This window comes from Candidatus Amarolinea dominans (assembly GCA_016719785.1).
Taxonomy (GTDB): domain Bacteria; phylum Chloroflexota; class Anaerolineae; order SSC4; family Amarolineaceae; genus Amarolinea; species Amarolinea dominans.
In genome coordinates, this window is sequence record JADJYJ010000020.1 from 112,506 (window position 1) to 125,309 (window position 12,804).

8 protein-coding genes are annotated in these 12,804 nt (G+C 64.5%); all 8 read left to right on the forward strand.

All coding sequences use genetic code 11. The features are described from left to right. The first annotated feature begins 156 nt into the window (after positions 1-156). On the forward strand, positions 157-1,458 hold the full coding sequence (locus IPM84_19615) for an ATP-binding protein (GenBank protein MBK9094928.1): 1,302 nt from the start codon (positions 157-159) through the stop codon (positions 1,456-1,458). 262 nt (positions 1,459-1,720) lie between these two features. Beyond that, positions 1,721-2,338 (forward strand): hypothetical protein, encoded by a 618-nt coding sequence (locus IPM84_19620; GenBank protein ID MBK9094929.1) that lies wholly within the window; start codon positions 1,721-1,723, stop codon positions 2,336-2,338. Between the two features lie 80 nt (positions 2,339-2,418). Next, positions 2,419-3,261 (forward strand): nucleotidyl transferase AbiEii/AbiGii toxin family protein, encoded by an 843-nt coding sequence (locus IPM84_19625; protein ID MBK9094930.1) that lies wholly within the window; start codon positions 2,419-2,421, stop codon positions 3,259-3,261. Further along, positions 3,258-8,345: a caspase family protein gene (locus tag IPM84_19630; protein MBK9094931.1), complete on the forward strand. Its 5,088-nt coding sequence runs from the start codon at positions 3,258-3,260 to the stop codon at positions 8,343-8,345. Before IPM84_19625 ends, IPM84_19630 begins: the two co-directional genes overlap by 4 nt. Before the next feature lie 171 nt (positions 8,346-8,516). Continuing rightward, positions 8,517-10,676: a caspase family protein gene (locus IPM84_19635; protein ID MBK9094932.1), complete on the forward strand. Its 2,160-nt coding sequence runs from the start codon at positions 8,517-8,519 to the stop codon at positions 10,674-10,676. Between the two features lie 110 nt (positions 10,677-10,786). After that, positions 10,787-11,335, forward strand: a complete 549-nt coding sequence (locus IPM84_19640) for a caspase family protein (protein ID MBK9094933.1) — start codon at positions 10,787-10,789, stop codon at positions 11,333-11,335. 207 nt (positions 11,336-11,542) lie between these two features. Further along, on the forward strand, positions 11,543-11,908 hold the full coding sequence (locus tag IPM84_19645; protein ID MBK9094934.1) for a hypothetical protein: 366 nt from the start codon (positions 11,543-11,545) through the stop codon (positions 11,906-11,908). A gap of 47 nt (positions 11,909-11,955) precedes the next feature. Beyond that, the gene (locus IPM84_19650) at positions 11,956-12,657 is read left to right on the forward strand and encodes a caspase family protein (protein MBK9094935.1); all 702 of its coding nucleotides are present in this window, start codon (positions 11,956-11,958) and stop codon (positions 12,655-12,657) included. Positions 12,658-12,804 lie beyond the last annotated feature (147 nt).

Consider the following 12,804-nt stretch of genomic DNA (forward strand, 5'->3'; position numbering starts at 1 on the left):
ATATACTATGTCTATTGTCAGAACGATGCTTGATAAGGACTATCTATGACCTTTGTAGATCGCGAACGCTAATTGGCTACCCTGGAGGGATTCTGGCACTCTCAGCGCGCAGAGTGCATTCCCGTCACTGGCCGGCGCCGAGTCGGCAAGACGTATTTGCTTGAACACTTCTCTCAGAACAAGCGGGCCGTCTACTACCGCTGCTTTCTGACCGGGACTGCGGAACAGCTGCCTGCGCTAGGTCAGGCGTTGGCGGATTTTTCCGGGGACTCCGTGCTGATCGCCCAACCGCCGACCTCCTGGGCTGCCGTCTTTGCGCTCATCGAGCGATTGGCGCAGGAGTCGCGCTTGTTGCTTGTGCTCGACGAAATCCCCTATTGGGCCTCACGAGACGCCAGCTTGCCTTCTGTGCTACAGAATTGGTGGGATGCGATCGGGCACACACTCAACATCATGTTGGTTCTGTGCGGGTCAGCGGTGCAGATGATGGAGACCCTTCTGACCGGAGCGGCGCCGCTGGCGGGCTGCATCACCGGGCGTCTGCCAGTGCGACCGCTCGACTTTCGCGCATCTGCGGAGCTGGTGGGCTATGCCGATCCGGACGCCGCCCTGACCGCTTACGGTATTCTTGGCGGTGTGCCGCTGTATCTCACCTTTTTCCGCCCGGAGCGTTCCTTGCGGGATAACATCGTCAATGCCATCGTATCGCCGTCGTCGCGCCTGTATGTCGAGCCACAAGCTGTCTTTGCTGCGCACCACCAAGTGTACGAAGCACGCGGCGCTCTCGCTGTCTTACGCGCCATCGCCCACGGCAGGCATCGCTGGTCGGACATTGCGGAAGCGGCTGGGGTCAGTACGTCAACGCTCACACGTGTCATGGAACCGCTGATCGGCGACCTGGGTTTGGTCGAGCGGGTGTTGCCAGTCACCGAAACGCATCCGACGCGGGCCTACTACACGCAGTATCATCTGACCGACAACTTCTTCCGATTCTGGTTCCGCTTCATCGAGGCGAACCAAGGACACATTGAGTTTGGCGATGTCGAGCGTATTGCAGACCTGGTCATGGCCCGGCTACCCGACTATATGGGACTGCCTTTCGAGGCCATGTGCCGCGATTGGGTGCGCTTGGCAAGCGTGGCTGGGGTCCTGCCCGAACGGGTCGGTAGGGTCGGCACCTGGTGGAATCCCGACCATCAGCTTGACATCGTGGGTCTGGACGAACAGGGTCGCGCTGCTATTCTCGGCGAGGCCAAATGGCACACTCAGCCATTCACCTACCAGGAATTGGAGCGTTACCTGGGACACGTGCGTGCCCTGGGGACTCTCCCGCGCCCTGACACGTACCATCTTCTCTTTTCCCGGTCAGGTTTTTCCGATGACGTGCAGCGCTGGTCCGCCATGAACAACGTCCGGCTGTTGACACCAGCGAGCATGTTGGCGAGCTTCGACGCGTAGACAGTGCAGCACGATCGGCAGACGCAGTTGAAGGGATGGTGGCGCCGACGATACGAGGCCAGTCAGCACAATCACCACCTACCACAACTTCGACCTCCTCATCACCCGCGCCGGCGCGCGTTACCGCGCCTTCGTGGTGGAGGCGGCGGCAGGGGAGAGCACGTCGTTCGACCGGCCCTTTGCGCCTGAATGTCGGGTCGCATGTTGACATGAATGCATTCCATACGTAAAATACTTATAGTCACTATAAGGTTTTTGTATCATGCCGCAGGACTCTCACTCCAACCGACGGTTGCTTTACGAGATAGCCGACTCCCAGGGCGGCTATTTCACCGCGCAGCAGGCGCTGCAGGTCGGCTACGCCTACAGCCAGCAGCATTTTCACCGGCAGAGCGGGGCCTGGGAACAGGTCGCGCGCGGCGTCTTCCGTCTGCGCGACTACCCGCCCGGCGAGCGCGAAGACCTGATTCGCTGGTCGCTGTGGAGCCGCAATCAGCAGGGGGTTCCCCAGGCTGTGATCTCCCACGAGACCGCGCTCACCGTCCATAACCTGAGCGATGTCATGCCGGCTGCGGTGCATCTGACCGTGCCGCCCGGATTTCGCAAATCGACGCCAGCGGGCTGCGTGCTGTACCGGGCCAATCTCGCGCCCACGGATAGCGAGCAGCGCATCGGATTCAAGGTGACAACGCCACTGCGCACACTCGTGGACGTAGCCGAGAGCGCCCTCAGCCAGGAGCATCTCGACCGGGCTGCTCGCGATGCCTTGCAGCACGGCCTGGTGCGGCGGCCCGCGCTGGCCACAGTGGCCTGTTCGTCTGCGGCGCGCGCGCGTCTCGACCAGGCGCTGGCGGCTGCGCTGACCCAGGAGCCGACATAATGATCGGGCCATACAAGACGCCGCAGGCTTTCCGCGTGGCGCTTGAAACCCGGCTACGCCAGACGGCTCAGGAGCGGAGCATGGATTTACAGCGGCTGCAGCGACAGGTCGCCTTTGAGCGGCTGATGGCGCGGCTGTTTGCCAACGAGACTCCCCCCTGGTTGCTCAAAGGCGGTTATTCGCTGGAACTGCGGTTGCCTGGCCGGGCGCGTTCCACTGTAGACCTTGACCTGTCAATCCCCGATCCGGCATGCATACCGCAGGCGATCGTCGCAATCGGGCCGGATGATGTCCGGTCCAGCGCATTCGATCATGTGCAGAAGATGGCCGAGCGTGATCTGGGCGATGGCTTTCAGTTCTTGATTCACCAACCGAAAACTGAGCTAACGGGCGCGCCCAGCGGCGGTTTCCGTTGCCAGGTTGAGGCGCGTTTGGCCAGTCGCGTCTTTGCCCGGTTCCACCTCGACATCGCACTCGGCGATTCGGTTGCAGGCCCATTCGATTGGATCACGGGCGGCGATCTCCTTGCCTTTGCGGGCATCCCGCCAGCGCGCATCGCCGTCTACCCCCTGGCGCAGCAATTTGCCGAGAAGATTTATGCCTACACGTTTCCGTGGCGAGATCGAGAGAACACGCGTGTGAAGGATCTCGTAGACTTGGTGTTGCTCATAGACTCCGGTCTGTTGCCTTTGAGTGACCTCAGATCGGCAGTCGCGGTTACTTTTGCAGTCCGGGATACACATCCGGCGCTGGCGTCACTACCGTTGCCCCCTCTGTCCTGGTCTTCGGCTTATGACGCTTTAGCCAAAGACCTCGGGCTTAGCGCCCGTACCCTGGCTGAAGCCTATGACACGCTGCAGTCCTTCTGGCAAGCGTGCGAGCTTGGACTGGACAGCCTGGCGGAGGAGGCGCAACAGCCATGACCGACTTCACCCACTCCCTCGCCATCGTCATCGGCATCAACGATTACGCCAACGGCATCCCGCGGCTGACCACCGCGGTCAACGACGCGGCGCGGCTGGCCGATCTGCTGCGTGATGCGCACGGCTACGAGACCATCCTGCTTACCGAGCCGGAAACAAATCAGCCGGTCACGCGGGCGCGGCTGGCTGCGCTGTTCACCGAGGAGCTGCCGGCCCGCCTGGGCGAGGACGACCGCCTGCTGATCTACTTCGCCGGCCATGGCGTGGCCCTGGACGGCGACGACGGCCCGCGCGGCTATCTCGTCCCCCAGGACGCCCGCCCCGGCGACTCCGCCAGCATGTTGGCCATGACCGACCTGCACGCCTGGCTGACCGCCCTGCCGTGCCGCCATATGCTGGCGATCCTGGACTGCTGTTTCGCCGGCGCGTTCCGCTGGTCCGCCACGCGCCACATCGGCGCGCTGCCTGACGTGATCCACAAGGAGCGCTACGACCGCTACCTGCTCTCGCCCGCCTGGCAGGTGCTGACTTCGGCCGCGTACGATCAGAAGGCGCTGGACGTGCTGGGCGGCAACGTGCTTGGCCGCCGCGAGACGGATGGCCGCCAGCATTCTCCCTTCGCCCTGGCCCTGTTCGACGCGCTGGAGAAGGGCGAGGCCGACCTGGTGCCCAAAGACCGGGGCGACGGCGTCATCACCGCCACCGAGCTGTACCTTTATCTGCGTCAGCAGGTAGAGGTGCAGGCCGAGGAGCAGGCCAGCCACGAGCAGACGCCCGGCCTGTGGCCGTTGAACAAGCATCGCAAGGGGGAATTCATCTTCCTGGCGCCCGGTCATCCGCTGAACCTGCCGCCGGCGCCCGATCTGACCGACGAGCTGAACCCGTACCGCGGCCTGAAGTCCTACGACCAGCAGCATGCCCCGCTCTTCTTCGGCCGCGAGGACGAGATCAAGGCGTTGACGGCGCTGGTGGATCGGCAGTCCTTCCTGGCCGTCCTGGGCGCGTCGGGCACGGGGAAGTCGAGCTTGGTCAAGGCGGGGGTGCTACCGCGGCTTGAGAGACTGGAGATTGGAGATCAGAGACCGGAGATCGGAAGCCCGCCGGAGGCCGAGGCCATCCGGCTACCAGATGGAAGCCCCTCCGGGGCTGATGGAGCCGTTGACACCCAGGCCCGCAGGGCCTTGCACCTTGTAGCCGGGTCCGTTCTACGGCCCGGCGGGCCTCTCTACCGCGTCCTTCCTCCCATGCGGCCCACCGATCAGCCGGTGCAGGCGTTGGCCGCGCTGCTGCGCGCCGAGCTGGGCGAAGACCTGTCAGGTCTCGGAGACCTCCCAGGCCTGGCGCACGACAACGCCCTGGCGCAGGCCATCGCCCGCTGGGCTGAGGGGCATCCCAACGAGCGCCTGGTGCTCACCGTTGACCAGTTCGAGGAGCTGGCCACCCTGTGTCGCGACGACGCCGAGCGGGAGCGCTTCCTGCGCCTGCTGGCCGCGGCCGTGGAGCAGCAGCCCGCCGCCTTCCGCCTGATCATCACCCTGCGTACCGACTTCGAGCCGCAGTTTACTCAGGAGGGCTCTCCGCTGGCTAACCTCTGGCAATCGGCCCGCCTTGCCGAGCCGCCGGCCCGCTACATCGTGCCGCCCATGGACATCGAGGACCTGCGCCAGGTGATCGAGGGACCGGCCTCGGTGCGCGTGCTCTACTTCGACCCGCCGGAGCTGGTGGACGACCTGATCAAGGAGGTGATCCAGACCCCCGGCGCGCTGCCGTTGCTCTCCTTCACCCTGAGCGAGTTGTACGTCAAGTACGTGCAGAGCGGCCGTGACGACCGGGCGCTGGCGGGTGCGGACTACCAGGCGCTGGGCGGGGTGGTCGGCTCGCTGCGCAACCGGGCCACCGAGGAGTATGATCGTCTGCCCGATGATGCGCACCGCCTGACCATGCAGCGGGTGATGCTGCGCATGGTGGCAGTCGAGGGCGGTGAGCTGGCCCGGCGGCGGGTGGCGCTGAGCGAGCTGGAGTATCCGACGGAGGAAGAAAATACACGAGTCAAGGCCGTGCTCGACCGGCTGGTGGAGGCCCGCCTGCTGGTGCGCGGCACTGCGGATAATCCCGATGGCACCAAAGGCGAAGCCTACGTCGAGCCGGCGCACGATGCGTTGGTGCTGGCCTGGGACAAACTGCTGCGCTGGAAGCAGGAGGCTGAGGAATACCTGCCCTTGCAGCGGCGGCTGGCGCAGGCGGCCACGGAATGGGGCAAGGCCGCGCCCGCGGCCAAGACCGGCCTGCTGTGGGACGATGACCCCCGCCTGCCGCAGGTGGAGGAGACGCTGTGGCCCACGGGAGGGAAGCAGAAGGGGTTGGTGGGGCGAGTGCGTTGGGCGCGGCAGGTACTGGCGCCCAAGATCGCTGCGCCGGCGAATACGAAATGGCTAAACGGTGTAGAATTGGCTTTTGTGCAGGACAGTGTGCAGGCGCGCACCAGGTTTTGGCGCCGCGTGCTCGGCGCTGCAACGCTGTTTGCGCTGGTATTGATCACAGCCACAGCAATCTCGCTCGGACTCCAGAGTCGTGCCGTGAAGGCCGAGGCGACCGCCGTTGCAGAGGCAACGCGGGCGCTGAACGCAGAGGCAACCGCGGTCGTCAACGAGCAGATTGCGAAGGAGAAACAGGCCGAGGCCGAGCGCGAAACGCGGCGCGCCCGTGCGGGTGAGCTGTCCGCGGTCGCGCTTGGGCAAATTGACCGGGATCCCGAGCTTGCGCTCCTGGTCGCGCAGGAGGCCATCAGCGTCACGCGCACCTTCGAATCTGAGGAGGCGTTGCGCCGGGCGTTGCGCGGGTCACTGCTGCGCGGCGCCTACGCGCCGGACGGTCTCTGGATCAACTCGACCACGTTTGCGCCCGACGGCAGCCGGCTGCTCGTGACCGGCAATCGCGGCGAGCAGCCCGTCGCGCAGATTCTGGAGATGCCATCCTTGAAACCGGTCGTCCAGTTGCACGACCCGCCAGGCGACTACATCACAGACGCACGCTTCTCACCCAACGGCGAGCGAATTTTGACGGTTGACGACAGCGGCGGCGTCAGCCTGTGGGATGCGAGGACGGGCGTGGCCGACCCGCCGTTCCAAGGCGTCGCGGCTGACTGGTCGGCCGACGGCAGCCGTTTCGCCGTCGCGGCAGACGATGGCACGGTGGATATTCGGAACGCCGCCGACGGCCGGGGCGAGCTTACGTTTCCCGGTCGTGAGGGCGAATCGGCCGAGGCGGTGTCCTTCGCAGCCGGCGACACGCTCATCGTGCTGGTGACCGCCGATTATCTTGGCGCGGGCCAACAGGCACAGGTGCTCGACGCGGCCACGGGCGACACCCTGGCCGAATTCCCGGTCAACCGCGGCAGCCTGTCGTTTTCGACGGACCGGAGCATGCTGGCGAATGGCGAAGGCAAGACGGTTCAAGTGCGAGCGGCCAGTGACGCGTTTGCGCAGCCGGCGCACAGCATCGCAGGCCACCAGGCCGACGTGAATGTCACACGGTTTGCGCCGGACGGCCGATTGGTGGCGACTGCGGCAGACGACAATACCGTCCGCGTGTGGACCCTCCCGGATCCCGGCACGTCGCCATCCCGCGTCTCTGTGGCCCAGGAGACGACTTTGGAGGAGCAAGCTCAGCTGATCGAGTTCTCGCCCCTCGACGGCACGCTGCTTACTGCAGGCTACGGCGACGTCCGCGGATGGGACATTGCGAATACCCGGGAGCTGCTGTCAGTTGACCCCACCAGCAGCCTGCAGGCCGATGCCCTGGCCGTTTCGCCGGACGGCCGCACCTTTGTGACCGCAAGTTCGGGGAGCGTGCAGCTGTGGGCGTCCCGCACGGGCGAGGAGTACGCGCTCTTCGACGCAGGGCAGGCGGTCATGGCGCCGGACGGCAATGAGCTAGCGGTGGTATCGCAAGACGGAGTTAGATTGCAGGCGGCCGGCCCTGAAGATCCCATCGCCGCGCGCTTGCCCGGTTGGGAGGCAGGCGCCTACCGCGATCCCGCCTTCACCGCCAAGAGCCGCTTTCTATACGCCCAACAGGGCCTATCGGTGGTCTGGTGGGACACTGCCACGGGCGAGCGCGCCGGAGCACTCGACCTCAGCGGCAAGGCGAACGGCGACATCGTCCTTGCGCCTGACGGCGCTGCGCTCGGGGGGAGCATGCGGCTGCCCGGCGAAATGGTGCGTCTCGTGCCGGTCTTGTTGGCTACAGCCACGGGTAAACCGCGGCCGCTGGCGGGCGACATGCCCCCGTACGAGGCCATCAGGCAGCTTGGCTTCTCGCCGGACGGAAGCTTGTTCTTCGTGAACGGGTCGACGTTGACGACCGAAGCGGGCAGCAACCGTATCGTCCGGGTGTGGGACACAGCCACCGGCCGGCTGCATCTGCCCAGCGAAGGCGTCGCAGGTGGTACGGGAAGCTTCCCGGTTGACGGCGGGTTCGGCCGCGGCGCCAGCTTGATCTTCTCGCCGGATGGCAAGCGCATCATCACGGCGAACGAGGATGGCATCACGGTCTGGGCGGTAGCTGACGGCGCAAAGCTGGCGGAGATCCCGGCCGGCAGCACGCCGATCAGCGCCGTCGCTATGGCTATCACCGCCGACGGTGGCCGGCTGGTGATACCCGATGGGTCCACGACGACCGCCCGCATCTGGGACCTGGCCACGGGTAAGACAACGCCCCTGCGAAGTCACATCGGCGTGATAGACACGGTGCGCATATCGGCCGATGGGAGCTTAGTGTTGACGGCCAGCGGGCATGACGGCAGCACGCGCCTGTGGGACGGGACGACCGGAGAGCAGCTGACGGTATTCCCGTGGAGGATGCAAGAGGTAAACTTGTCCTCCGACGGCCGCCTGGTGCTCTTTAGTCCAAACGCCTTTGACAACGCCAAGACCTACCCGCAGCTCTACTTCACGCGTGCCGCCGACCTGCTGGCGCTGAGCAGGACCCGCGTCACCCGAACGCTCACCTGCCCCGAGCGCCGTGGATTCCTGCGCGAGGCGATTGACTGTCAGGTGGCGACGCCGGAGCCAGTGTCCAGTTGACGGCATATGCGTTTGAGGATCAATAGAACGACATGACCATCACCGACTACCGCAACTTCGACCTTCTTCTCGCCCGCGCCGGCGACCGCCAAGCAACACATCAGGCGATGCCCACAAGGGGAATATGATGTCCGAAACACCAATGCAACTCATTTTCACAAGGAGAGAAACATGAACGACCATCCCACCACCACTCCCGACATCTGGGCGCTGCTCATCGGCGTTGACTGCTACATGCCTGCCACCATCCCGGACCTGCCGCGCTACGGCAATCTGGGCGGCTGCGTCAACGACATCCTGCTGATGGATGCGTTCCTGCGCGAGCGGCGGAACGTGCCGGCGGCGCACATCAAGAAATTGACGGCCACCGTGCCGGCCAGCGGACCGAAGCACGAGCCCCAGGAGCCGCCCGAGCGGCAGCCCACCAAGGCCAACATCATCGCGGCACTGCAGGCGCTGGCGAAACCCGATGGCCCGCAGCCGGGCGATCAGGTCTATATCCACTACTCGGGCCACGGTGGTCGGGCCGTCACGATCCGGCCGGACATTAAGGGCAAGGACGGTTTGGACGAATCGCTGGTACCCACCGATTACGGCCAGATCGTAAACGAGGCCCAGCCCGAGGATCGCTACGTGCGCGACCTGGAGCTGGCCGCGCTGCTGCAGGCGCTGGTCGATCGTAAGCTGATCGTCACCGTCATCCTCGATAGCTGCCATGCTGGCGGCGCGGCGTCCAGGGGAAGCATGGAAGGCGTACGCGGCAGCGACGAGATTGACAAGATTCCGCGCGTCCCCAGCACGCTCGCCGGCGCCCCCGACGAACTGGCGACCATCTGGCAAGCGCAGACGCGCGGCACGCGCGGGGCATCGGTGGCCAGCGGCTGGCTGCCCGATCCGAACGGCTACACCCTGTTGGCCGCCTGTGCAGCATCCGAACTGGCAGGCGAGTATGACCGGCTCCATCCTGCGCCGAACGGCAAGCAGCACGGTTATCTGACCTATTGGCTGTGGCATACGCTACAAAGTCCGGTCGCGAGTTGGGAGATGGTCCGCCAACAGGTGATGAGCTGTGTTCACGGCTTGAACCAGCCTCAAACGCCGCAATTGCAGGGGGTAAGCCGCCGGGCCGTCTTCGGCGGCGCGGCCCTGGCCTTGCCGGCGGGGGTCAATATCTTGGAGGCGCAGGGAGATCGGCTGCGCCTCCACATTGGCCCATCCGACGGCGTCGGCATCGGCGCGCAGTTCTTCGTCTATCGCAAGGGCGTCACCGATTTCAAACAGACCGACCAACGCCTGGCCGTGGCTGAAGTCCGTGAGCCGGTCACGCGCGAAGATGGCGGCATGAACGATGCTGAATCGTGGGCCGAGGTGCTGCGCCGCCTGGGGGATGGAACGATCGAGCCGGGCTGCCAGGCGCTCCTCTTTGACCCTGGACAGAAGCAGCAGCGGGCGGTGCAACTGGTACGCGGGGGCGCGGCGCCGGCCGACCTGGTCGAAGCTGCGCTCGCCAACCTTGCGATGATCATATCTCGGAGCGAGGAGCATTTCGTGCGGCTGGCCGCCAATGGCGAAGACGCTTACTTTCATGTCGGCCTCACCGCCAACAAGGAATATGAAATCCGGGCCGCCAACGATCAGCCGCTGGCGAACCTGCAACCAGTACCCGTCGCCTATCCCAGGGAAACAGCCTATCAACTCAACCACCTGGCGAAATACTTCAACGTGCTGGAGTTGAGCAGCCCGGACACCATGTCGCGGCTGGCAGGAAAATTGGAGGTGACGCTGATGCGTACGCCGGATGAGGAGTTCAATGAGCCGGGAGGGACACCCACGGTAAAACATACCCCCCAAGGCGCCAGGCCAGGGCTAGGTCAGGCATACTACCTTCGCATTCGCAACCTCTTTGAGCCATTGCCTGGACCGCCCAGCGATGCCAGGGACTACGTCGCGGAGCTTGCCCGCCGCACCATGAACGTCGCTGTGCTCAACCTGGCGCCGGACTGGGGCATCAACCGCTTGCTGCCGAACGTGACCGAGCCACCTTACTACCCTCTCGAACCTGGCCAGACCCTGCTACTGCCTCCCATTGCGCCCGGAAAGTCGCCGGAGTTGCCCCGTCTCTATTCCACTGTGCCGCCCGGAGCCAGGGATAATGAGGCGATTGACATCTTCAAAGTGTTTGCTACCACCGATACGACCGACTATGATTCATTGCAGCTCCAGCCTCTGGATTCTGCATTGAAGCGCGCCGGTGTGGATCGCAGCCCAGTGTCGCCGGAACCGGAACGGACCTGGATCACGACGCAGGTGACGGTGCGCGTTGTGAAGTGAGATCGGATCTTCAATCCCACCAGATCATTGAGTTGCACAAACCTGCCGGACAGATGGCGGTTCCACTGACCATCTGTCCGGCGCCTTCCTGATCAGACCCTGGAGGTTCAATGTCACCCAATGTCAGCGAGACCGCGACAACCCGCGCGACCCTGGTCAACGCCCCTGGGCGCTATCGCCCGGACATCGAGCGCTGGGCGATCGTCGTGGGGATCTCAGACTACCAGCACAAGGAGTTGAACCTCAAATGGGCGCACCGGGACGCTGAGGAGGTTCACAAGCTGTTGCTCACGCCTGCGGGCGGCAGCTTTGCGGCCGATCACATCCAGTTGCTCGTCAACGAGGCGGCCACTACCCAGGCCATCAGCCGGGCGCTGCGCAGCTTCCTGCAGAAGCCGGCCGAGGAGGATGTGGTACTGATCTACTTCGCCTGTCATGGTGGACCCGACCCCGGTCGTACCAGTAATCTCTACCTGTGGACGTACGACACCGACCCGAATGACATCGCCGGCAGCGCGCTGCCCATGCGCGAGATTGACCTCTCGCTGCGCGAGAACCTGTTGGCCGAGCGGGTTGTGATCCTGGCCGACACCTGTCACAGCGGCGGCCTCGGCGGGGGCATCGGCCGCCGCAGGCGACTGCGGAAGCCGGCGTCATGAACGCCTACTTGGACGCCATGAGCGCGGCCAGGGGCGGCCTGGCGCTGCTCACCTCGGCTGAGGCCAGCGAGACCTCGCAGGAGGATGCACGCTGGGGCGACGGCCACGGCGTGTTCACCCACTATCTGTTAGAGGGGCTGCGCGGCGGCGGATGGCTCCAGCCAGCCGCGCGATGGCAAAGTAGCGGTCGGGGAACTCTTCGACTACGTGCGCCACCAGGTGCAGCAGGCCACCGGCAACAGCCAGCACCCGGCCATCGGCTCCAACCCGTTCGACCGGGATCTGCCGTTGGCTATCACGGGCGGTATTGACGCCCAGGAGCACCTGGAGCTGGGCCAATGCCTGTTCGAGCTGGCGCGCATCGCCGACGAGCCGGACCGCTACCGCTCAACTGCACGCCAGTTCGAGGAGGCGTTGCGGCTGGCGAGCCTGGGCGGGATCGCTTTGCCGGAGGCTAGTTGGCGGCTGGCTCAAGCCTGGCTGGCTGCAGGGGACGCGGCGCGGGCGATGGAGGTGCCCGGCGCAGGGAGCGCCAGGGAGACGCACTGCCGCCGCCCGCGCTGTTTATGCTAGGGCTGGCCCAGGCCGCGGAGGGGGACAGCGAGGGGGCAATTGCCAGCTTGCACCAGTATCTCGAACGGTGCCATGGCAACGACTACGCATCCTGGAGCAGATACTGCCTGGCCTTGCTGAAGCAGCCGATCGTCCCCCGCGCCCTGCTCATCGGCATCGGCAAACACGCGCCTGGAGAATATGAACGATGGAAATTAGATGGCCCGGCGAATGATGTCGCGCTCATCTGGCGCGTGCTCACGACAGACTATGGTTTCGCTGAAAGTAATGTGAGCGTCCTGTTGGATGAACAAGCTACCTGGCAGGCCATCGAACGGGCCCTGCAAGATCTGGCCGCACATGCTCAATCCAACGACCCGGTGGTTATCTATCTCTCCGGTGTGGGCTTTTTTGCGACCAAGAAGACGGACGGCAGCGGCGCCGCAGATGCAACGCCGGAACGGTCCCTGCTCATGACCTACGATGGCCCTACAGCCACTGTATCTCAACTACACGAACGTTTACTTGCCATCCCATCCTCGTCCAAGGCACTGATCATTGACGGCATGCCAGTCAACCTTGCCATCGACCTTGCCGAACAGGCCGGCGATTACGCGCTGCTTCTGGCAGCAGAGCCGGGGCAGACAGCCAGAGAACAACGCCTTGGAGATGAGACTGATGAAACCTTCAGACCGCATGGCCTCTTTACCTTTAGCCCTGGCACAGCTGCACGCGGATGGCGAAGAGTGCTGCAACCCTTGGAGCACTGATTGGCCAATCAGACCAAGTTGTTGATAGAGCAGGCGGTCAGAGAATCAGACCCCGTGCTGACAGGCAAATCCGACCAGTCAGTATTCGGTCCCAAGGTCACCCCAGGCACCATTCTCAGTTGATAGCCCCTGAGCAATGGACCTATC